The organism is Jiulongibacter sp. NS-SX5 (assembly GCF_052828545.1).
The window spans coordinates 342959-364837 of sequence record NZ_CM128248.1; the positions used below are offsets into that span (position 1 = coordinate 342959).

Annotated in this window: 18 protein-coding genes and 1 pseudogene; 6 read left to right on the forward strand and 13 right to left on the reverse strand. The window is 38.8% G+C overall.

From position 1 onward, the window contains the following. Positions 1–10 precede the first annotated feature (10 nt). From ACUXV0_RS01355 to ACUXV0_RS01365, 3 genes are all read right to left on the reverse strand, one after another. On the reverse strand, positions 11–739 hold the full coding sequence (locus ACUXV0_RS01355) for a hypothetical protein (protein WP_446191261.1): 729 nt from the start codon (positions 737–739) through the stop codon (positions 11–13). Positions 740–1058: 319 nt separating this feature from the next. Then, on the reverse strand, positions 1059–4856 hold the full coding sequence (locus ACUXV0_RS01360; RefSeq protein ID WP_446191262.1) for a hypothetical protein: 3798 nt from the start codon (positions 4854–4856) through the stop codon (positions 1059–1061). Positions 4857–5260: 404 nt separating this feature from the next. Continuing rightward, complete coding sequence (locus tag ACUXV0_RS01365; RefSeq protein ID WP_446191263.1) at positions 5261–5851, reverse strand: hypothetical protein; 591 nt, start codon at positions 5849–5851, stop codon at positions 5261–5263. A 164-nt stretch (positions 5852–6015) separates the two neighbouring features. On the opposite strand from ACUXV0_RS01365, the gene ACUXV0_RS01370 reads away from it, so the two are divergent. Continuing rightward, positions 6016–6888, forward strand: coding sequence for a helix-turn-helix domain-containing protein (locus ACUXV0_RS01370; RefSeq protein ID WP_446191264.1), 873 nt, complete (start codon positions 6016–6018; stop codon positions 6886–6888). 97 nt (positions 6889–6985) lie between these two features. Continuing rightward, a complete protein-coding gene (locus tag ACUXV0_RS01375; RefSeq protein ID WP_446191265.1) occupies positions 6986–7642 on the forward strand; it encodes a hypothetical protein in 657 nt (218 codons plus the stop codon). 43 nt (positions 7643–7685) lie between these two features. Here the strand turns inward: ACUXV0_RS01375 and ACUXV0_RS01380 are convergent, their stop codons facing one another. Both ACUXV0_RS01380 and ACUXV0_RS01385 read right to left on the reverse strand, forming a co-directional pair. After that, on the reverse strand, positions 7686–7892 hold the full coding sequence (locus tag ACUXV0_RS01380) for a heavy-metal-associated domain-containing protein (protein ID WP_446191266.1): 207 nt from the start codon (positions 7890–7892) through the stop codon (positions 7686–7688). A 121-nt stretch (positions 7893–8013) separates the two neighbouring features. Continuing rightward, the gene (locus tag ACUXV0_RS01385) at positions 8014–10206 is read right to left on the reverse strand and encodes a heavy metal translocating P-type ATPase (RefSeq protein ID WP_446191267.1); all 2193 of its coding nucleotides are present in this window, start codon (positions 10204–10206) and stop codon (positions 8014–8016) included. A gap of 116 nt (positions 10207–10322) precedes the next feature. Between ACUXV0_RS01385 and ACUXV0_RS01390 the strand changes: the two genes are divergently transcribed. Both ACUXV0_RS01390 and nagA read left to right on the forward strand, forming a co-directional pair. Then, positions 10323–12218 carry a hypothetical protein gene (locus ACUXV0_RS01390; RefSeq protein ID WP_446191268.1) on the forward strand — a complete coding sequence of 632 codons (1896 nt, stop codon included), beginning with the start codon at positions 10323–10325 and terminating at the stop codon, positions 12216–12218. Positions 12219–12220: 2 nt separating this feature from the next. Further along, entirely contained in the window at positions 12221–13330 is a 1110-nt protein-coding gene (nagA, locus tag ACUXV0_RS01395; protein ID WP_446191269.1) for an N-acetylglucosamine-6-phosphate deacetylase, read from the forward strand. Here nagA and ACUXV0_RS01400 read toward each other — a convergent pair. Continuing rightward, positions 13327–14226, reverse strand: a complete 900-nt coding sequence (locus tag ACUXV0_RS01400; protein ID WP_446191270.1) for a cation diffusion facilitator family transporter — start codon at positions 14224–14226, stop codon at positions 13327–13329. The genes nagA and ACUXV0_RS01400 overlap by 4 nt on opposite strands. 111 nt (positions 14227–14337) lie before the next feature. Here ACUXV0_RS01400 and ACUXV0_RS01405 point away from each other — a divergent pair, with 111 nt between their 5' ends. Both ACUXV0_RS01405 and ACUXV0_RS01410 read left to right on the forward strand, forming a co-directional pair. After that, positions 14338–14595, forward strand: a complete 258-nt coding sequence (locus ACUXV0_RS01405; protein ID WP_446191271.1) for a DUF202 domain-containing protein — start codon at positions 14338–14340, stop codon at positions 14593–14595. Then, a complete protein-coding gene (locus ACUXV0_RS01410) occupies positions 14595–15545 on the forward strand; it encodes a YheT family hydrolase (RefSeq protein ID WP_446191272.1) in 951 nt (316 codons plus the stop codon). The genes ACUXV0_RS01405 and ACUXV0_RS01410 overlap by 1 nt, the downstream gene beginning before the upstream one ends. Positions 15546–15613: 68 nt before the next feature. Here ACUXV0_RS01410 and ACUXV0_RS01415 read toward each other — a convergent pair. The 7 genes and pseudogenes from ACUXV0_RS01415 to ACUXV0_RS01445 form a co-directional block, all read right to left on the reverse strand. Continuing rightward, positions 15614–15937 (reverse strand): annotated as a pseudogene (locus ACUXV0_RS01415) (outer membrane beta-barrel protein); the annotation flags it as partial. Between the two features lie 49 nt (positions 15938–15986). After that, positions 15987–18410, reverse strand: coding sequence for an outer membrane beta-barrel protein (locus ACUXV0_RS01420; RefSeq protein ID WP_446191273.1), 2424 nt, complete (start codon positions 18408–18410; stop codon positions 15987–15989). A 254-nt stretch (positions 18411–18664) separates the two neighbouring features. Continuing rightward, on the reverse strand, positions 18665–19126 hold the full coding sequence (locus ACUXV0_RS01425; protein ID WP_446191274.1) for a nuclear transport factor 2 family protein: 462 nt from the start codon (positions 19124–19126) through the stop codon (positions 18665–18667). Then, positions 19123–19572, reverse strand: coding sequence for a hypothetical protein (locus ACUXV0_RS01430; RefSeq protein ID WP_446191275.1), 450 nt, complete (start codon positions 19570–19572; stop codon positions 19123–19125). Before ACUXV0_RS01430 ends, ACUXV0_RS01425 begins: the two co-directional genes overlap by 4 nt. Then, positions 19565–20485, reverse strand: a complete 921-nt coding sequence (locus tag ACUXV0_RS01435) for a S66 peptidase family protein (RefSeq protein ID WP_446191276.1) — start codon at positions 20483–20485, stop codon at positions 19565–19567. Before ACUXV0_RS01435 ends, ACUXV0_RS01430 begins: the two co-directional genes overlap by 8 nt. Positions 20486–20488: 3 nt before the next feature. Continuing rightward, positions 20489–21199: a DUF3307 domain-containing protein gene (locus tag ACUXV0_RS01440; RefSeq protein WP_446191277.1), complete on the reverse strand. Its 711-nt coding sequence runs from the start codon at positions 21197–21199 to the stop codon at positions 20489–20491. After that, positions 21196–21879 carry a fumarate hydratase gene (locus tag ACUXV0_RS01445; RefSeq protein ID WP_446191278.1) on the reverse strand — a complete coding sequence of 228 codons (684 nt, stop codon included), beginning with the start codon at positions 21877–21879 and terminating at the stop codon, positions 21196–21198. Before ACUXV0_RS01445 ends, ACUXV0_RS01440 begins: the two co-directional genes overlap by 4 nt.

Sequence of the window (21879 nt, forward strand, 5' to 3'; positions counted from 1 at the left end):
TATTCGCTTCCTATTTGATGTTATGGTCTGAGCTCATTTGTGCTAATACTTTTGAATTATTCATTACTGATTCCTTGAAGTCCTCAAATTGATCATATTGATTCGGTGAATCGTCTATTTGGATGTAGGTGAATGATTCGTCCTTTTGTGGGAAAATGATTACGGTTTCTCCGAATCTCAGATCGAATAGTTTCATATTGAGAAGCAAAGTGGCATAATCATCTGGGCTTGAAGAAAATACCCAGTCATACTCGTGGTTCTTTACTGTGAAAGTGCCTTGAGCTGTCAAATAGGGATAGTTTCGGGATTCTACCAATGTAGACTCTTCAGCATCTTTATCATTAGTTAACACTAGTAAAGTAAGTTTGTCTATTATCTTCTCACTCTCAGGATTTTCATATTCTCCTATTCTGACACCTTTTAAAATGTTATGCTCTGTTTCAAAGATAAAAGGCCTGCTGGCGACAGCATAATCATACTGAGCCACCGGGAAAGGTGATTTATTCAAAGGATAGCTCTTCAATATATCAGCATAGGCCGCATAGGTTTCAATGTCTTGATGGAATAACGATACATCCCACTGACTAGAATCCAAATGTTGTTGAGCACGTAGACCTAATTGCTCATTACTCCATGATTTACCCTCTTTAATTTCGGCTGATGGTTTTGAGTTTTTACTCTCCCGGCAAGAGATGAATAGTACAGAGAAGATGATGAATAGATTTGAAGTGTTTTTCATTTAGAGGTGGTGGTAGTATGTTCAGTTTTTAGGTTTGAATAATATATCAATTGGGAAATCTATTTATTGATCAATTTGGTGTAGGCTATTATTACAGGCTCATTGTAGAAATTGAAAGGCCTTTACTTCTTCAGTTTTTAACAAAGGCTCAATCCATGGAAAGATTTACTCATCAATTTTATAGAAAAAGTTAGACAGCCTCATCCCCTTTAAGTTAATACCGTCGGACAAATCATAAGTATAAAAAGATGCCACTTCGTTTTAAAAGAGTCAAATACAAGACATTTGCGTCTTAAATTATATGATTTGAAACTTGCTATCAGTATTCTAATTTTCGTCTTTCCGCTTCATCATCCATTCTTTTGGCATCGAATAGATAACCATCAGATAGTCTTTTAAATATTTCAGCTACGCTAGGATATTTATTTTTAAAGTCTTTTTCTAACTTTTCAAAATAGGCAGCTTTCTCCCTTTCTATGTCTCCTCCATCAAAAGCACCTCTGGAAGAAAATCCTCTTTTATTAGAAAGTGCCATAGAGTAATTGCTTTTAATTTCACCTGAATTTATTTCTTCTATTATCTTAAATATTGTTTCTTGTGGCCATTCAGGTATATTCTCAGGATATTGAGCTAACATCTTCCCAATTTGCATATCAGCAACTTCTAATCTGCTTACACTTTTAGCAAGTTCACGTACTTTGTCTATCCAGCTTTTTAATTCCACTTCATCAATAGAATTATCGTCTTTCATTCCTGGAATTTTTTTCCAAGAGTTAAGTAGGTGATATGATTGTTTCGCTCTATTTTCAATGACTTCATCTGTAATTCCTTTTCTTTCCTCTTCTAATAAAGTTTTATCTTTGGGAAGATAAATCCATTTTAATACATCAATAAAAAAAACAGGATTATTTGCTAATTCTTCTTCAAGGTTTATCGGGTTTCTTCTTGTGCCGTATGAATCTAAAATAGGAAGATACAACCATTCTAACTGGATAAGAGTTGATTTCTCAATATCTTCTCGATTATCTATTTCTTCAAATATTCTTTCAATTTCATAACCATCAAAGCGTGTAGTTTCACTTGGCTCTTCAGTCCCTGCTCTTTGGAGCATTTCTGCAAGAAGATTGGTTGGAATAACTTTAGGAAAATGTGAAGCTATAGCTATTGCAGAAAAAAATCTTTTATGAGTTAAAAGTATTTCTATTCCAAAAACTTTTTCATCGTCTGAAATATGATAAAAATTAGGCCTTACATTCTGCCAGTATAGGTTCTGAATTTCTTCATTCAAGGTAGAAATGAAATCCCACAACTCCTGATTTTGGTTAATAGGAATTAAAATATTCGACAGTGCTTGATGACTATAACTTTTGTCTAGCAAATCACTAAATAAGTTTTTAACCCAATCAAAACCCTCTTTAATAGATTTACGGTAAATAAAACTATGAACAAAGGTTACTTTACTTTCTTCATCATATAGACATTTACTGACGGTAAAAATATCTTCTTGTTTAGAAATTATATCTGCCAAAGCATAGCCAAAAGCCCATAATTGAGATATTTCGTTTCTGAGTTCTAAAGTTTTATCTAAACCTAATTCCGAAATAAAATTTATTACTGCATTTTTTCTTGCATCATCAACTCTATTTTGCTGTTGTTCGTGACGTTTCTCAAACTCATTATCCTTATATACCAATCCTTCAGGAAACTTAGGCCAATGGTCATTAAACAACCAAATGTATTTCTCTAAGGTAGAAGTTGGCTCAAGTTTATTGTACAAGTCTTCCAACCTTTTCAATTCTGAATCAGTTAATGCCCAATCTGTATCGGGATGGGACCTATGATGATTTAATATTTTTCTTATGGTAGCCCAAGTTGTGAAACTCTTTTGTTCCACTTTTAAGCAAACCTCATCTGCCCAAGACAAAACCCTATGTCTATCTTCAGGGCTAAGATTTGTAACTTCATTTATTAACTGGGAGAACTTATTTTCATCATAATCAAAAAGCTGAATAAGCATTTCAATTATCGTTGAATGCGTATCCCAAATTTCCTGATACGTATATTTTAGATTGATATTTTTATCAAACATTCTCCAACGCATTTTATGAGTAGGATGAGCAACACCGTGATGTTTGGGGAGCATACGGATAAGCAATGACCAACCTGTTTCTTGTTCTCGCTCTGTAATATATTTTAAGACAGCCATTCTTTCATCATAAGATGCTAGAGTTTGATAATGCCACGGTTTAAAAATTTCCGTAATACTATTTAATGGTCTGTTCAATAAATTACCACCAGGGTCAAGTCTTGAGAGTTGCAATAAAATTAAACTTGTGTCTCTAAGGTATTCTGGTAACCAAGCTAAATTTTCAAGAGCCCAAAGTAAACCTGTATGGTGACTTGTTTTGTGAAGAAAACCATCTTCTTCTTCAAACATTTCCATTATTTCAGGTTTTTCCTTAACTAAGGAATTATTCACTGATTTTAGAAAACTATCTGGTGAGGCTTCAGAAATAAGAGGTAATTCGTGGTCTACAGAAACCCAAGTTTCTCCAGTTGCATTATATAATAAATCAAGTACTATGTTATCTACCCAATTTTGGGGTTTATTAAGGTTCGGTATATTGATGCTATCACCCAAGCGGCCAACAAGAATTAGTGATTGAGTTAAGCCTTCTCTTGACCAATTTGAATATTTTCTCTTTTGATTAAAACTGGCTGCAAAATCGTTTTCATCCTTTGGTTTAATAATTGGATTACCATTTTTTAATGCTTGTGAAAAACATTGTTGAAGGTTTTTAAAATCATTTTCAGTAAGGTGGGTTGATAGATTTGTCCATAAATCTAAGGGAGAAGTTAAACGCCAAGTTTCTCCAATTTGAATAATTGGTGATTCTTCAAAATTTTTCCATTTTTTGAGAGTGATTAAATAATCGGCATATTTTTGATTTGATAATTGTTCTATTATCTCAATATCACCAACAAAAGTTTCATTCCATCTACCTAATAATAATGCTGGTATGATTTCTCGAATATCCTCCTTAAAAAACCATTTTGCTTTATTATAAGGAAACCCAAGAAGTTTTTTAAGAATAGTAATATTTCTTCCTGATTCTCTTGAAAATTTCTCTGCTTCATCTTTTGAAACTCCACTTTTAATAAGTGAATTAATTTGACCGTCTCTATCAATTGTCGGAAGGGTAATAGTTTCTTGATTAAAATCATCATCTGCACCTAAAGGAACTAAAACGTGATGCCCTTTTGATACAGCAGCGTAAAGTGGCTGTGCTTCATCAAATCTTGGTATGAGGTTTAAAGAAGTGTTTGTATTTATCCTAACACCTCTAAAATTCCCTTCGGTATCTATTATGAGAGCTTTAGAGAAAAACCTATCAGAGTCATCAACAGGGAAAGTTTTTGCAGCTGCTATAATAAAGGCAATTGCTTCATTTTTAGTGGATGCCTTTATTCCTTTAATTGTTGGGTCTCCTTGCAATGTTGTTAGTAATTGATTCTTTTCGTACTCCCTTCCTGCAATGATGCTTTCAGGTAAAAGAACCAAGCCTTTTGCTCCAATAGACCATTCTTCCCAAAATTCATCTGCTGTCATTATCCCATCAAAAGGATAAGTGCCTACACCATCTTGTGCTGCAAACCAACGTGAAACGGATAAAGCAATATCGAGCCATTGTTCAATATCTATAGAATCATATACAATTACATCTTTCCAGTGGTTTTCGGCTTTTTTCTCTTTGACCCATTCATCTTTTTTTGACCAAAGTCTCGGAGTAACAAATACGAATACAGAATCCTTTGGAGTGAAGCCAATTGGATTACCCTTTCTTTTATTGTAATCGCTATCTGCCTTTCCTTTAATATCTGAATTTGTACCAAACTCCCATAAAGAAGTCCCTTTTGGTACGTAAGCAGTTTCAGACTCACAGTTAACGATACCATCCCACCCACCAATGTATGTTGCACTCCCTGAAGGTAAGTTTGCTTTTGTACTTGCAGGCGTAGTTGCCCTAACTAACCTTGAAATTAGATAAGGTAATGCAGCTTTTGAAAATGTAGTGTCTGCCCAACTTTCTATATTGTCTCTGGTTACTAGTTTCATTTGTATTGGTTGGCCTGTTCTTTTATTAGTAGTACAAAATCTATTGATTTACGTAAACATCCTTTCTGTTAGAAATGCAAATGCCCTTAATCCACGTTATCTGCATGATTTAAAAAAGTATTCTAAATCAAAATGAGGCAGAGTTCTTAGGAAGAAGAAACAAACTTCACATCCTCAAAAACAATTCATTTGATGGGGTTTAAAATCATGTGGTACAGATGTAATAGTATTCAAATTAATTTTCATGGTTGTGTAATTCACTTATTACCAAAGCTATGAAAAAATGGGAGGATGTCAAATAACTCTTTAGACAGGAGTGTAGCGAATTTTGAGAAATCGTGTTGGTGTATACGTAGGAGGATTTGGGTAGCCATATAAATGAAATTCTGCAGCTGAATGACCCTCTACTTCAGCTTTAATTCTTCCTTACGTCGTTTGATGATTTTATCAACTTCCAGTTCTGCTCCATCGGCGATACTACGATCTACGGTGAGTAGGGTATATCTTTTGCCTTTGTATTTGAAGTAAATCTTTTGACCTATGGCTAAATCAACACCGCTTTTAGAGAAAGGGGATAGGTTTGGGTTCATCACTGTCGGTATAATCAGAGGTATGGACTGTGCACTTTTGTTCAGCAAGGAGAAGCTTACATAGGTGCGGTCATCTTTTTCTTCCCAACGTTCAGTTTCCTCTACCTGCCATTTAATGACGGCCTCAGAAGGGGAGTCGTTGGTTAAAACTAACTTGTTCTCAGCCTCTACCATCACGTTGGCTTTGCCGTTTAGGCCAAAACCTCTGACTTGCTCACCGGTTTCTTTGGAGAGTACTGCCACCGCGATTCCCTCAGGGGAAGACTTAGACAAAGAGGCCATGTAGGCATCATAAGCCGGGTAATCAATTTCAACGGAAGAATTGGCAGGAATTCTTACCAAAGAAGTACTTACGCAAGAACTGAGGCCAGCTAGAAGACACAAAAAGACATAAAAGTTTCTCATAAAAGGGGTTTTTATCAATATACTGAATTTCTATATCATTTGAGACTGATCCGCAAGTGAGCTGATTTTCAATAACTCAGCATTTGAGGATTCCTTCGAGAGAAGTGCAACTAATCTCAATCAATTTTGAATATTTTGTCTAACTTATTCTTTAAAGTGTAACAATGATCAATGCCTACAAGGATATTTTAGCCAATCCAGACACCTTTAAGCAGCTGTCAGTAAAGGACTTACTTTTTGTGTATTATAAGTGCCCGCAGATTGAGAGGCTGATCAATCTGTACAACCAATTTAATCTGATCGCTTTTTCGCTGGAAGGGGAAAGAACCTTACATCAGGGAGCTAAAGCATGGAAAGTGACGCCCAGAACTTCGTACTTTCAGCGTAAGTCGGCTTATGTGCAGGAGTTATCAGATGCTCAAAATTGGAAGGTGCTGGCCTTTCATATTCCCGATCAGTTTTTGATCGATTTTGCCCGAGAGTTTATCTCTGATCTACCTACCGATAATTTGCCGGAAACTTCCAGTGATATGTTTATCAAAATTGAGCTGGATGAGTTGACAGAGGCTTATTTTCAAAGTTTGATTCCTTACTTTTCAGATGATTCTGACCACTCAGAAAAGCTACTGGAATTAAAGTTTAAAGAGCTGTTTTTGAGTATTTTGACCAATCCACAGAATAAGCAATTATTGTCTTATATCCTACTTCTGAAAAATGAAGGAAGGCCGCCGGTTTGGCAGGTGATGGAGAAAAATTACGCCTATGGTTTTACTCTGGAAGAGTATGCCCATTTATGCAGCAGGAGTCTATCGGTATTTAAGAGAGACTTTGCGTCACATTATGGTGAAACACCAGGTAGGTGGTTGACAACCAAGAGGCTGGATCATGCCAGTATTTTATTAAAGACCACAGATCAGGGCGTAGCCGAGGTGGCTTTAAATTCTGGTTTTAAGAATGTATCTCACTTCAGTAGAGTGTTTAAGGAGAAGTACAAAAGCTCCCCGGTGAAATACCGATCAGAGCAGGCAAACCGCTAAGAAAAAAAACAGGACTTTTAAGAAAAACAGGATATGCACTTCCCAATCTAATTTGCAGTCGATTTTAAAAAATGGACGAACTAAACAAACTGTTATAATGGGAAAAGGATATAAATACGCCGGACAGGCCATGTTCATTCTGCTGCTCTTGGTTTTTGTAGCATTTTATAAAACCTATTTTGAGCATTTTCCAGACTTTAAGCTGAAGCGATCTTCATTATCGCAGAGTAAGATTTCGATCTTTGATCATTTGCATGTTCTGCTTTCTTTATCGTGGATAGGCCTTTTGATTGTTCAGCCCATTCTTATCAGGTCTGGGAAGTACAAGAATCATAGGCTTTTGGGTCGTGCTTCATATGTTATTTTTCCTTTAACCATTCTATCCTGTATACAGCCCATTAACAGAATATTTCAGTCAGATCATGAAGTTTTGGCATATTTGCCCATTTCTGATTGTGTGGTTTTGGTGTTCTTCTACGCACTGGCCATTTACTTTAAGAATGATGTGGCCAAGCATATGCGGTATATGATAGGTACGGCATTCGTATTTCTAGGTCCAATAGCTGGAAGAATTGGCCCAAACTTATTTCAAATCCACCCAATAATGGCCATCCATATATGCTTCTTTTGTGTGTACCTACTGGTGGCAGTGTTGCTTTTCTTTGACCGTAAACACGGAAGAAATTATAAGCCCTATCTGGTGATTCTGGCTACACTAGCCTTAAAGCAGCTCTTTATAGTGATGACGTATTAAATTAGTAATTGAATTTCCAAATTGTTGAGGAAGAGGCAAAAGACTAAACCTTCTCTCCTTTGAACCCGGCCTTGTCCAGAGTCTGAATAATCTCTTCAGCAGTGAAGTCGTCGCCTTCGACGGTTAAAATTTTATCTGGGTTTTCAGTATCTACTTTCCATCCATCCACCTCATCGAGTTGGTTTAGAAATGGTGTGACAGTTTTGATACAGTTGCCACAGTTAATGTTTGTTTTGAATTGTTGTTTCATTTTTTTTTAAATTAAGATTCTAGACATGAGATTTGAGACAATAGACTTTAGACAAGAGATGTAGGATTTTTTGGGTTATCTAACTTTAAAACTCCATACTCCTTTCTCCCAACTTCCTACTTTAACGCCTCAACCTCAAACTATTCAATACCACACTCACCGAACTGAAAGCCATAGCTCCGCCGGCAATCATGGGATTAATCATAAAGCCATTGATAGTATATAACAGTCCAGCAGCTAAGGGGATTCCGATAACATTATAAATAAAGGCCCAGAAAAGGTTTTGATTGACCGTTTTCATGGTTTGTTTTCCTATTTTCAGTGCTTCAGGCACTTTCATAAGGTCGTTTGAGATGATGGCCATTTTGGCGACTTCCAGGGCCACATCTGCCCCGGAACCCATAGCAATTCCCAAATCGGCTTGGGCTAGCGATACTGAGTCGTTGATGCCGTCGCCTACCATCGCTACTTTTTTGCCCGCCTTCTGCAACTTCTGGATGTAGTCACTTTTTTCTGTAGGTAAGCATCCGGCTTGATATTCATGAAGTCCTACTTCTGTGGCTACGGCTTTGGCCGTTCCTTCATTATCACCCGTAAGCATAATAACCTCCAGACCTTTGTCTTGAAGTGACTTAATGGCTTCTTTTGAACTCGCTTTTATCTGGTCTTTCAGGCCGATCATGGCGAGAATCTTTTCACCTTTTTCACCTAAGAATATGACGGTTTGACCATCCTCCTGCCAGTTTTTGAGCAAGTTCTTTTGTTCACTTTCCAGATGTATACCGTTTTCAGACATTAATTCTGGTGTGCCAGCGAGATAGTGTTTTTCATTAATGACTCCACCTACGCCTTTTCCTGTAATAGACTCAAAACCAGAGATATCTATAGATGAAACTGTTTTGAGGTGATTAACTATGGATTTGGCCAGAGGATGCTCAGAAAGCCCCTCCAGACTTTTGAGGATTTTCAGAGCTTCTTCCTCATCAGTGAAAAACTGCATTTGAGCCACTGAAGGTTTACCTTCAGTGATGGTTCCCGTTTTATCCAGAATGATAGCGTCAATTTCTTTAGCAGCCTCCAGACTCTCGGCATCTTTGATCAAAATTCCTCGATCTGCCGCTTTTCCAACACCCACCATAATGGCAGTTGGTGTAGCTAAACCGAGAGCACAAGGACAAGCGATAACCAGAACTGATAGTGAAGAAACCAGCCCTAAAGCCAGCTTATTCTCTGGGCCAAAAATAAGCCAAACAATTAACGTCAAAAGAGCGATGCCCAAGACAGTAGGCACAAAAATAGAAGCCACTTTATCGACCATTTTTTGAACAGGAGCCTTGCTGCCCTGAGCAGCTTCCACACTTTTGATGATCTGTGAGAGATAAGTGTCTTTGCCTATTTTTTGAGCCAGAATTCTAAGGCTACCATGTTGATTGATAGTACCAGCGAACACTTCTGCCTTCTTTGTTTTTAATACAGGAACAGGCTCGCCACTGATGCTACTTTCGTCCGCATATGATTCGCCTTTTTTGACCTTTCCGTCTACAGGGATCTTTTCACCCGGTTTAACAATCACGAGATCTCCCTTTATCAATTCTTCAATGGCTATGGTCTGCTCTTCGGCATTTCTGATGACTGTCACTTCTTTAGCCTGTAAAGACATCAGTTTTTTCAATGCCGCCGAAGTGCCGCTTTTGGCTTTCTCTTCTAAAAACTTACCAATAAGTATGAAGAAAATCACAACGCCGGCTGCCTCGTAGTACACATGTGCCTCTATACCCCGGTCGCTAAAATAACGGGGGTAAAAGGTATTGAAAAGACTAAAAATATAGGCGATACCCGTGCTTAAGGCTACTAAGGTATCCATATTGACCTTTCTGTTTTTGGCTTGTTTCCATGCATTGATGAAAAAGTCTTTACCAAAAACGAAAAGTATTGGCGTAGCCAAACCGAGCATGATATAAGAAGCGTATGGCCAATGCATACCGGCCATACCAATGATCAGTAATGGCACCGCGAAGATGCCCGCCCAAATCAAATTCTTTTTCGCCTTTGCCAGCTTCTCAGATTTGAGCTGTTCTACTTTTTCTTCAGCCTTTTCTTCTTCAATAAATAAATCATAACCAATGGCCTGAACTTGCTTTTGCAGTAGCTCCACATTGGTTTTATCGGGGTCTATCTTAATGCTGGCTTTTTCATTAGCATAATTGACATCTGCCTGAAGTACACCAGGTGTATCTCTCAGAATTTTCTCTACGCTACCTGCACATGCCGCACAAGACATTCCCATCACCGGTAGTTGTAATTCCTTATCCATATTCAAATTTACGGAGACCTTCGTCTCATTGATTATATAGTATTCGTTATGATTTATATAATTTCAAAGCTTCATAGAATCCTCAACCAAAAATCGGGTTCAACGTATTTTAGCGTATGCAAAAACTAGTTTCTTCATTTCTTCTTTTAGTCGTTATGGGCTGCTCCTGCAAAAACACCGAAAAGGTAAACGGACAGACCGCAAAGGAAGAAAGTCTAACAAATTCATCTGGTCTTCGGCTTCAAAAAGACCCACTAAACAGTCAGGATGCAAATGTTAGGGGAGAGGTAAGTTATACCAAAGAAGGTTTAAAGCCTCTTTCGGTTCTACGATTTGAAGGATCAGAGGAACTGAAAGTGAAAGATCCGCTGTGGAATGAACAATTTTTACCTGGGAGTAATGAAAAGAAAGTGGTTTTCTGGGCTACCGAACATCATAATGATGTAGATCAATTTCAGCTGGAAGAAGCTAGTCTGGAAGATATGAGAGGCTTTGATTTTGCTCCACTTATCATTCAAATGAAGCGTATGCCACCTTGGGAGGCGGGTACATTTGTACAGCATTATTTGTACGTACCAGAAGGAGCAAAAAAGCGTACAAGCTGGACAGATGGCGATCTAACCTACTTTTTTATGCCTGATTCTTATCAAAGAGATCCGTCATCTCACTTGCCTCAATATTTAGAAACTTTTCCCGATTATCAATTGCCGTCAAATAAATGGGGAGCTACGAGCTTTTTCACGGCCAATGATCTGCAGAGCAAAGCCTTGGCAAAAGGTTATTCTTATTATGGTGCTTTTAGTGCTCCGCCGCAAAAAAGAATCGGATATGATTATGACGAGTGGCTTTATAAAAGTGGTGCTCCGCCGGCATATTCACAAACGCAGGAGGTGGTCAATGACTGGCTCAAAAAGGTGGATGAAAGAACGCTACTGCGAAATTTTAAAACCTATGTGATAGATCGTCATGCAAACGTAGGCCACTTGGTACTGAACTGGGAGGCTCTTCGTTTTCCTTATGGGCCAGGTACAGAGAAGCTTCATAAAGCCTTGGAGCTATGGCGAAAAACATACCCTCAAAAGACTTTATCCATCTGGCCGCATGGGCTAATGGGGATCAATAGAGTAAATATTGAAGGAAATAATTACAAATATCAACTCACCAAGGATTTGAATTTTAAGGGCAATTTAGATCAATGGTATGGTCAACTATCCGAAGGTAGTCCGTTTTACACCAATGCTTTTTACAAGGACAATGCCGATATCAATTATATCGGAGGGTATCTGAATTACCCTACGAATTATGGGTATATGCATCATTTGGTGATGCAGCACATGATGAACAAGAAGTTTCAGCCTAATAAACCAAGTGTGCTGATGTGGTGGCATCATCAAGAGTATGTAGGTGGTTTTATGATGGCCGATAAATGGTTTGAAGGAGCCAAAGGAGAGGCTTTGGTGAAGAAAATTAAGCCCATGGTTTTTCCGTCAGCTATGCATAATGCAGCCGTTTGGGCTTTTGCTTTTTGTGATGGCGGAGAACTATGGTCAGAGCCTTACGGCAGAACAGATGATAAACGCTATTTAGGAGCATCTACTGAAGTTTTTGATGCCAAGGGAAGGAAGATTGCCACGCAATTCGGATCTCAAATGACAGGTCAATATGCCATTCAAAATTATCAGAACATTGACCGATGGGAAGGAGGGAAGTGGTCTGTAAGTCAAAATAAGGACATTATTGAGGCCAATACCAAATGGGAATTTGTTTCCTCTGCCCGAGAAGGGGAGCGTTTTACGGAAGGGGATCAGCGACTCCCCTCATTTTCATTATATGATCATACACCGCTGGTGGCCGTAAAATATGCCGAGAATAAAAAGGAAGCTTTGGTCTTGGTTTATGATGCCTGGAATCATCCTTTGAAAAAGGAAATGGTTAGGGTTCGAATAGGTAGCCAGGTCAAAGAGATTGAGGTTTTTGGAGAATATACTTCTGTAGTACGCGTAAAATTGTAGTTATGGCTTTGCAAAGCATAAAAACCAAAAAACTGTTTTATGAAAGTAAAATCCTTGAGAACCAAGAAATCTTTTATGAAGACGGTCGTATAAAGAAGGTTGAGTTATTTGAGGGTGAAGCCGACGTTGATTGTCTTTCTGCCGCTTTTTTTGATATTCATATCAATGGTGGAGAAGAACACTATCTGACCCAAAGTAACTCAGCAGAAGCCATTCAAGATATTTTTGAAAGCTCTGTCAAAACAGGAACCTACTTTGTGTTGCCTACATTGATCACTTCTTCAAAGGAGAATATTCTGAAAGGCATAGCCGTAATGAAGCAATTTCTGGAAGAGAATCCTTCATCAGGAGTACTTGGGTTGCACCTTGAAGGGCCATTTTTAAATCCATTGAAGAGGGGAGCTCATCTTGAAAAATATGTCAGAGTACCCTCAGATGATGAATTAAATGAGATCATTTCGGCAGGTGAAGGAATCATAAAATTGATGACGATTGCTCCCGAGTATTTCTCTAAAGAACAAATCAGAAAGATTCAATCGAAAGGGATTACAGTTTCATTTGGGCACTCCAATGCAAGTTTTGAAGAGGCTCAGAAGGGTTTTGAATCTGGCGTGAATTTGGTCACGCACCTCTATAATGCCATGAGTGGTTTACATCACAGAAAGCCGGGTCTTGTAGGGGCTGCACTTGCACATTCTCATGTTTGGTGCCCTGTTATTCCTGATGGAAAGCATATACATTATGGTGCCTTAAAGGCAGCTTATCAAGCAAAAGGAGAACATCTGTTCATTATTTCTGATGCCCTATTTTTGGGCCGTAAAAAGATGAGTTTTCAGTGGGAGGAATTTGATGCTGAGCTAAAGAATGGTGAATACCTTAACTCAGAGGGAAATCTGGCTGGTTCGGCTATTTCTATGGGGGAGGCAGTGAAAAATATGGTACATGAAGTTGGCGTTACACTGGAAGAGGCCATAGATATGGCTACCGTGCGACCTGCAAAAGCACTGGGTATGATTGATCAACTAAGTAAGGTTGAAGTAGGATATCCCGCTGTTTTTACGGTCTTTGACGAAAGTCTTGAACGTTTTGAATCACTCAATATGCTTCTTTAGCATGGTGCTTTCATACCACAATCTTCATCGTCAAGTTCCAGCTCAATAGTCACATGTTGAATTCCTTCATGGTGCATTTCGTGTCTTATTTCTTCTTTCACTTTAATACGGTCTGCTGCTGGGTCTAACTTGACGTGCAAGCTCATGATGTTATTTTGTCCATCTACTGTCCAAAGGTGTAGATCATGGATGGCAGCGACACCTTTCAGTTGTATCAAAAGTTCTTTGAGTTTATTAATGTTTTTATCTTCTGGAGTACCCTGTAAGATGACTCTAAAGACGCTTTTTAAATTGCCGTAAACATTATAAAGCACGTAAATAGTGATTCCAATCGAGAGAATAGGGTCAATGATATACCATTGAGTGAAATACATGATGATACTTCCTACCAAAACAGCTACCCAGCCCAGAACGTCTTCCATCAAATGAAGCATCACGGCTCTTTCGTTCAGGCTATCCCCTTTTTTAAGTTTCAATACAGCAGCCCCATTAACAGCGATTCCTAGAAGTGCCAGAAGTAGCATACCTGAGGCATTGCTGGCTTCAGGATTAAGAATTCTTGGAATAGCCTCTGAAAGCATATAGATAGACCCTACAATAAGTACAATTGAATTAATTAGTGCACCTACCAGCGAGAAGCGTCCATAACCATAAGTATAAACCTGATCACTCCCTTTGCCTGCTTTTTTCTGAAAATACCAAGCTAAACCTAGCGAGAGGCTATCGCCAAGATCATGTAAGGCGTCAGATAGAATGGCAACTGAATTCGTGAAGAATCCACCGATCAATTCTATGATGGTGAAACTTAAGTTTAACCAAAAAGCAGTGCTGATATTTTCAGTTTGATGACTGTGGCCATGGCTATGAGAATGAGCATGATGATGGTGATGTGCCATTTCGTAAAATTCTGATGCGGGCAAAGTTAAAGGCTATGGCACTGCAATAGGGCTGCAATCTGAACCAATCTTTTTTAGTTCGGCTAGTCAAAACCATATAACTTTGAGGCCATGGAAGAGAAAAAAGACCTTATTCTTCGTGATTGGCTGGCAATAGAACGTACCAAACTGGCCAATGAGAGAACGTTTCTGGCTTACTTCAGAACAGCCTTCGTTTTTCTGGCCACAGGCCTCACTTTTCTAAAACTAGATTATTTCGAGGATGTACGATGGGTAGGTTTCATCTTTCTCGGCCTTTTCCCCATTACCCTGATCCTTGGTATCATCAGATGGATCAAAGTCAAAAGAAATATTGAGGGTTATTATTGATGGAGAGAATTAATATCACCCCACCACTTTATCAGTTTAATGGTCATATTCAGACCATCTATCCAAGTCTGTACCGTAAGATTGAAGTCCCTTATAAGAGAGAGAGAATAGACTTGCCGGATGGTGATTTTGTAGATCTAGATTGGGTTAAAAATGGGAGTAAGAAGCTCATCTTGGTCACCCACGGTCTGGAAGGCGACTCTAGCCGGCATTACGTTACCGGGTTAATTAAACTTTTTGCTCAAAACGGTTTTGATGGTTTAGGTTGGAATTGCCGCAGCTGCAGTGGTGAGCCTAATCGTTTGCCAAGATTTTACCATCACGGTGATGCAGAAGACCTTCGTTATGTTCTGGAATACGCTATTTTTCTAGGGTATGAAGAGGTTTTTGTAGCCGGCTACAGTATGGGGGGGAGTTTGACCTTAAGACTTTTAGGGGAATTTCCACAGAGATTACCTAAAGAGGTTAGTGGAGCTATGGTGGCTTCAGTACCACTTGATTTGTACTCTTCTGTCCGTGAATTACAAAAAAACGGTAAACAGTTTTACATGAAGCGTTTTATTAAAAAGCTTGCTGTTAAAATCGAGGAGAAGTCCAGACGATTTCCTGAGCATCCGCATTTGAACTTTGAAAACTACTTTGAGAAGATTAAAAACTTTGAAGACTTTGATGGTACATATACCGCTCCCCTTCATGGTTATGAAAGTGCTTTAGATTTTTATGAGAAAGCTTCAGCCAAGCCACTTTTAAAGAATGTTCTGGTACCTACCACTATTATTCAGGCTGCAAATGATCCTTTTTTAGGTGAGGAATGCTATGATAGGCCTGATAATGTTCCCGATTTTGTCAAATTACTCATCACTGATAAAGGTGGTCATGTAGGTTTTATGGAACGAGGCCAGGAGTTTTCCTTTACAGAACGACTAGCTTTAGAAATGGCTTTAAACTAAAAAAAACACCCCTGATCTGGCAGAGGTGTTTTTCCGATAAACCTTATTATAAACTGTATGATTCTTAATTAGTTATTACCACCTGCTCTTTGTTTCAAGTCATCAGCAGCGGTACTTCTTCTTCTGCTCGCCTTCACATTCTGGTTACCGAAGTTGTATGTGAAGGTTAAAGTTGCTCTTCTACTACTCCATCTATTAGTAATGGCCAAATCAACATTCTGATAGTTGATGTCTCCATTAAAGAAAGAGGTTAGGAAGAGGTCATTCACATTTAACTTCAATTTACCCTTTTTCTCGAGAATTGACTTCTGAACGCCCACATTTACGGCGTATTGAGGCTTATTTGTTACAATGATCGCTAGACGCTGAGGAGAATTGTACCACATATTGGCTTCAGCAGACCAGCCATTTTTTAGACTGAACGTACTGGAGGTATAGAAGTTATAAGCTGCTTGTGCTCGCCTTCACATTCTGGTTACCGAAGTTGTATGTGAAGGTTAAAGTTGCTCTTCTACTACTCCATCTATTAGTAATGGCCAAATCAACATTCTGATAGTTGATGTCTCCATTAAAGAAAGAGGTTAGGAAGAGGTCATTCACATTTAACTTCAATTTACCCTTTTTCTCGAGAATTGACTTCTGAACGCCCACATTTACGGCGTATTGAGGCTTATTTGTTACAATGATCGCTAGACGCTGAGGAGAATTGTACCACATATTGGCTTCAGCAGACCAGCCATTTTTTAGACTGAACGTACTGGAGGTATAGAAGTTATAAGCTGCTTGTCCTTCATCAAGAGGAGCTCCGCTTAGGTCGCTATCTCTGAAACGATCATAGTAGAAGCTGAAATTATTCTGCATGTTCCACCATTTGGTAACCGGGATAGGGAACGACAAATTGGCTGAGTAATTCTCTACTTTTTCCAGGTTTGTTTCTGTTTGGAAGGTGATTCTTGTGGCATCATCCTGTTCAATCACGTCAAACATATTATCTCTGGTATGTGCGTATCCGAGTGATAAGTTGACGGCGTTTTTGAAGGTGTACGTCAGCTCTACATTATCAGTAAATTGAGGCTTCAGATATTCGTTACCTTTCTCAAAAGTATAAGGGTCCAGGAAGAAAAGGAACGGATTCAGCTGTTGATAGTTTGGTCTACCGATTCTTTTGCTATATGAATATCTCAAAGCATGATTATCATTGATCTTTTGATTCAGGAACATAGTAGGGAAGAGGTTGAGGTAATTTCTAGGTACTACCTGATCAAGCGTTACAGAATTACCCTCTGAAATAGTGTGTTCTGCTCTCAGACCTGTCTGAATCCCAATTTTATCCCATTGTTTGCCCACATTGAAATAGGCGGCATTTACTAGTTCTTTATAAATAAAGTGATTCGTTTTGCCGTCATCTACGAGCCATTGACCATCTTCCTGTACTTCAAAAAGGAAGTTATTATCTGTTTTTACAAAGCTGCTTTTTGCTCCAAACTCAATTTTTACTTTGCTTTCAGTAGGGATAACAAAGTCAAATTTAGCAGCGAGAATATCAATGTCTGATGGTGTTGTATTTCGTTGGATCAAGCTAGAAGTTGGTTGTCCGTTTCCATCAAAGAAGGCTGTGTTGAAGCTCTGGAAGCCGTAATTTCTGAAGCCACTGTAATCTGCATCAAAGGTAAATTCTTTGCCGTTTTCATTGAAATTATGCTTGATATTGAAATTGGCGGTAACGTTCCAGTTGTCCATTTCCAGATCAGAGAATGGCTCTAATGAGCTGCTAGTGCTGATACCATCTTTCGTTTCTAAAATTTTGGTCACTCCAAGGTTCACCATATTGCCATCCCACTTGTTGGCATCGAGCATGATACCGTAGGTGGTTTTCTTTGTGGCGAAAAAGTCTGCTCCAAGTTTAGCCGAAGTATATATGCCTTTTCCTGCTCTTTGTGATACCTGATCAAACTCACTTCTTAAGCCTTCAAAGTTTGTGCTTCGCATCAAAGTATTATCGTTATACCAGGCGTTTCTTCCGGCATTAAGGTTACCGAAAATGTTAAACTTCTCATTTCTGTGATTCAGACTTAGGTTGGTACTTCCTCGATATAAGTCATCAGTACTGTTTGGCAGATAAGTGTCGCCTACCGATAATGAGAACGTACCATTAGTACCGTACATTTTATTCTTTTTCAGTTTGATATTGATGATACCGGAGTTACCTGAAGCATCATATTTAGAAGATGGATTGGTGATGATCTCAATGGATGCGATCTGATCACTGGTCATATTATTGAGCATTTGCATCAATGCATCATTAGAAAGGTAACTTCGACGGCCATCAATCATGATCAAAACCCCGTTCTTGTTTTTAAGTTTGAGAGCATCATTTTGACGGTCAATAGTCACTCCAGGGGCTTTCTCAAGTACTTCAAGTGCCGTATTCCCACTGCTAACAATGCTGTTTTCTACGTTCACCACCGTACGATCAACCTGCTGCTCAATGAAAGGCTTTTTGGCTGTAACAGTTACTTCCGCCAACTCATTTGTTTGCGTGGCAAGCTTGATCGGTTGAAATTCCATGGTAGGCGTACTTTCTGTTAGTTGAAACTTCGGAGAGAAGAAATCATTAAAACCAACCATACTGGCTTTTACCAGATAACTGCCAAATTTAATCTCCTCAAAAGTATATACGCCATCCATGTCTGTGGCCGCTGCCTTTACCAGACTCGAATCAGAAGTATTTAGAAGGAGAACATTGCTGAACGGAAGAGCCTCAGACTGATCATCTAAAATGATTCCTTTTACTTTTCCGGATGTTTGTGCTTGTGATCGAAAACCAACGAGCACGATAAATGTAAAGAGTAATAGCTTTTTCATGTTTTGTTTTTATAAGTAATAGTCCTTTTTGACGATTCAAAGGTATGGGTATTATGCATTGCAAGGTAATGTTTAATACACAAGTGGTTTGAATCTTTGGTTGAGTGGTTTGTGTGAGTAGATGGCAGTATAGTGTGAATAGTTGCAGTGCCTAATGAAATAAAATGTTAAAAAACGTAAAAAGGGCCGGATGGCCCTTTAGAGTTATGAATGATGTTAGTGAGTTAGAAAGTCTATGTTCTCCTGATTATTTTTTAATGATTTCTCTGCTGAAACTTTCGCAATAAGGCCTTTGTACTCTTTTGAAGTTTGTTCTGGAAGAACTTTGTCCCTCCTAAGATTTTACCTTGAAAACCCATGGCCTGAGTAGCCCAGGTGTGTAAATTAAAGCTGTCTTCGTGTGAAATGATTTTACCATTTCTTATCACAAATTTGCCGATAACCTTGTTTAGCACCTTTCTGCCCGTTTTTCGAAACGTGTATTCGGCTTGCCATTCTATCAGCCCTTTTTGGTTATCTTCATGAATGACTTCAAAATTTACTTTAAGGTCGGTGGCATTTTGACATAGCATTCTCCACATGTCTGCTGCATCTTTTCCTGTGAGCTTACCAAATGCCGGATCTTCAAAAACGACACCTTGATCATAGCAGGAAGCCATGGTCTCGGCATCTTGCTCAGAAAAAGCGTTATAAAAGGTTTTTAGTAGACTGCTCATTTGCTCATTAGTTCATTTTTCTCACCGGGGCTAAGTTTTAGCATATCGGCCAGTTTCTCTCGGGTAGGGATACCGATGATCATCACTATAACAATTGCCAGAGCAATAAACAAGAACTGTATTTCGCCTGTGAGCAAGGCCGCCACTACAGCCAGGAGCCCTGGTGCCTCCAGTAAAGCGAGCTTAATAATGGAAATTTTTTGAAAGCTCCTCATCTTATTCTTCAGACCTTTTTCTTTTAGGGCAGAGGGTAGCATTTTTTTGGTGACAAAATAAGAGGCACCTATACCTAAGACAATGATAATGGGCACCACATTCTGAAATGTTTCCATTCCTTCACCAGAGGGGGTGTAGAGTCCATTGCTTAGCAAAAAGAAAGTAACTGCTGAAAATACGAATAGCCCTCCGGCAATGGCCAAATTGATAATTCTAAATGTCTTATACATATTGATGTGTACTGGTAAGATTAACTTGTTCTTTTTTGACTTCTAATGTCATGATTTCACCGCAGCGTATAGCCCTGTTTTCTTTGTCATGCCCTATCGGGAAATCAAAGCTGATTGGATATGTATATTCTGCGGTATGTTCTGCGATGATTTCATAGGCGTCTTTCCCGAAAATGGTGCTGTTTTCTTTTGAATCTGAAAACTGGCCAACAATTAGACCTGCCAGATTTTTCAATTTGCCTGCTCTTTTTAGCTGTACCATCATGCGGTCTATATTATAATAGTACTCGCCAATATCTTCTATAAACAGGATTTTATGATCATAACTGATATCAGCTTCTGCTCCTATATTATGTGCCAGCAGGCAGAGGTTACCCCCAATCACTGGAGCCTTGGCTATTCCTTCTCTATTAAATATGTGGCCTCTTTCGCTATAATTCAGTGGTTCTCCTGTAAGAGTTTTAATGAGTGAGTCAGTAGAAATTTCTTCATTAGACATAGTCACTAACATAGGGCCATGAATACTTTGAAAACCGAGGGATTGCACTTTGGAGTGCAATGCGGTAATATCAGAGAAACCAACTATCCATTTTGGGTTTTGCCGGAATTTGGCCCAGTCCACTTTATCAATAATTCTGGAGGTGCCATAACCGCCTCTACCGGCTATGATGGCCTTTATGGCAGGATTATCAAGCATCTGCTGAAGATCAGACAGTCTTTGCTCGTCTGTTCCTGCAAAATTGAAATGTTCTTCAAAGAGGTATTGACCTTCTGTAATTTTAAACCCATAACCCTCTTCAAGTATCTTTTTACCTTCAAAGAAGCGTTCTTTATCCAGTTTAGATGCCATGGAGATTACTCCAATTTGATCACCTGGTTTTAAAGAAGGGGGGGATTTGAAGATTTCAGACATACTTTATTGGGATAATAAGTGCAATAGTCCAAAGCCCAGGGCTATTGCAGAGCCAAAACTAAGCATAGTACCGATAAGAACATACTCTGTTTTTAATGTATCTGTGTCTTTATAGCGTAAAATTGACTTGGCAGCTATCAAAAAACCGATGGCACTAAAGTGTGAAGTCACTACAAAGATTAGTACGAGCCATCTTTCTAACGTTCCGATGAGTCTGCCGCCTTTGGGGAGTTCGTCTGTGTCTGCCGTAGCCTCTACCTCATAAAGTTTGAATAATTCTCTGATGATAATATTGGTAGGTTTTGCCAAGGCAATGATGGCTGTTGTGATCATTAGTAGGTCTGGTGAAATAGCCCACAGCAATGATTGATTTTGACCAAAATCCATGATATAACCTATGGTCAAAATTGTTGCTATGTGTAGTACTTGGTCAATGTAAAAAGCGTAACGACCTATTTTGTTGAGCTTTGTAACGATTGGTTTTAGACCATCTATAATATAATGCAGAATGCCAATAGCAAGAGCCGGAATAATAAATTGAACCGAAGGAAAGAGGATCCAGGAAGTGATGATGGCTATCAGTACGTGCCAGATCAAAAATCTGCTTTTAAAGCCATTTGTATTCTTATCCTTTGCCAGTTTATCATTTTGAAAAATGAAATCCGTGAGTAAATGAGCTAAAATTTGTGAACTTAGGAAATAGATAAGACTCATGAGATCAATTCTTCAAAGTAAAGTACTGCTTTTTCAATAGCATTCCAGCCAGAGCTGGTAGAATGTTGATTAATTACAGACTGAGCCACGTTAAGTTTTTCTGCAATTTCCTTCTCTGTAAAGCCTAATAATTTGAAGTAAACCACCTGACATTGTTTGCCCGTTGCCTTATTTAAAAGTACATCTAATAGCTCCATTACTGGTTCTACGTGTCGTTGTAAATCCTGACTGTCTGAAACAAAAAACAATGAGTTTTTGATGACTATTCTGCTTTTATTAAAAGTCTTTTGTCCGGAGATTTCTCTACCTGCCATAAAAATAGCGGTTCCGTCTATGCGTCCTGTTTCTCTGTTAAACTCATCTAGCTCAGCGTGGCTTAGGGCCAGCCTGAGTCCTATATCTTTCAGGTATTTGGTTCGGCTATAGTCCTGAGAGTGTTTTTTAAGGTCTAGCTCGTGGGCTTTGAGTCCGGTTTTTAGGATTAGTGCTATTCGTAATCCTTGTGCCGGTACTTCAGTAGCACACTCTATATAATCTCCTTTAAGAAGTCTACAGTAGCATTTAAACTCTGTTCTAAGAGTCTCAAAAATGCTCTCTACCTCCTGTTCCAGTAAGACTCTACCTTCTTTGTTAAGACTTGAGTAGGCTACTATATCTCCAGAAATAACAGCTGCTTTCAT

What these genes read in the sequence shown, in the direction of transcription:
- ACUXV0_RS01355 (WP_446191261.1), bottom strand. Translation starts at nt 739, where the DNA reads ATGAAAAACACTTCAAATCTATTCATCATCTTCTCTGTACTATTCATC.
- ACUXV0_RS01360 (WP_446191262.1), bottom strand. Translation starts at nt 4,856, where the DNA reads ATGAAACTAGTAACCAGAGACAATATAGAAAGTTGGGCAGACACTACA.
- ACUXV0_RS01365 (WP_446191263.1), bottom strand. Translation starts at nt 5,851, where the DNA reads ATGAGAAACTTTTATGTCTTTTTGTGTCTTCTAGCTGGCCTCAGTTCT.
- ACUXV0_RS01370 (WP_446191264.1), top strand. Translation starts at nt 6,016, where the DNA reads ATGATCAATGCCTACAAGGATATTTTAGCCAATCCAGACACCTTTAAG.
- ACUXV0_RS01375 (WP_446191265.1), top strand. Translation starts at nt 6,986, where the DNA reads ATGGGAAAAGGATATAAATACGCCGGACAGGCCATGTTCATTCTGCTG.
- ACUXV0_RS01380 (WP_446191266.1), bottom strand. Translation starts at nt 7,892, where the DNA reads ATGAAACAACAATTCAAAACAAACATTAACTGTGGCAACTGTATCAAA.
- ACUXV0_RS01385 (WP_446191267.1), bottom strand. Translation starts at nt 10,206, where the DNA reads ATGGATAAGGAATTACAACTACCGGTGATGGGAATGTCTTGTGCGGCA.
- ACUXV0_RS01390 (WP_446191268.1), top strand. Translation starts at nt 10,323, where the DNA reads ATGCAAAAACTAGTTTCTTCATTTCTTCTTTTAGTCGTTATGGGCTGC.
- nagA (WP_446191269.1), top strand. Translation starts at nt 12,221, where the DNA reads ATGGCTTTGCAAAGCATAAAAACCAAAAAACTGTTTTATGAAAGTAAA.
- ACUXV0_RS01400 (WP_446191270.1), bottom strand. Translation starts at nt 14,226, where the DNA reads ATGGCACATCACCATCATCATGCTCATTCTCATAGCCATGGCCACAGT.
- ACUXV0_RS01405 (WP_446191271.1), top strand. Translation starts at nt 14,338, where the DNA reads ATGGAAGAGAAAAAAGACCTTATTCTTCGTGATTGGCTGGCAATAGAA.
- ACUXV0_RS01410 (WP_446191272.1), top strand. Translation starts at nt 14,595, where the DNA reads ATGGAGAGAATTAATATCACCCCACCACTTTATCAGTTTAATGGTCAT.
- ACUXV0_RS01420 (WP_446191273.1), bottom strand. Translation starts at nt 18,410, where the DNA reads ATGAAAAAGCTATTACTCTTTACATTTATCGTGCTCGTTGGTTTTCGA.
- ACUXV0_RS01425 (WP_446191274.1), bottom strand. Translation starts at nt 19,126, where the DNA reads ATGAGCAGTCTACTAAAAACCTTTTATAACGCTTTTTCTGAGCAAGAT.
- ACUXV0_RS01430 (WP_446191275.1), bottom strand. Translation starts at nt 19,572, where the DNA reads ATGTATAAGACATTTAGAATTATCAATTTGGCCATTGCCGGAGGGCTA.
- ACUXV0_RS01435 (WP_446191276.1), bottom strand. Translation starts at nt 20,485, where the DNA reads ATGTCTGAAATCTTCAAATCCCCCCCTTCTTTAAAACCAGGTGATCAA.
- ACUXV0_RS01440 (WP_446191277.1), bottom strand. Translation starts at nt 21,199, where the DNA reads ATGAGTCTTATCTATTTCCTAAGTTCACAAATTTTAGCTCATTTACTC.
- ACUXV0_RS01445 (WP_446191278.1), bottom strand. Translation starts at nt 21,879, where the DNA reads ATGAAAGCAGCTGTTATTTCTGGAGATATAGTAGCCTACTCAAGTCTT.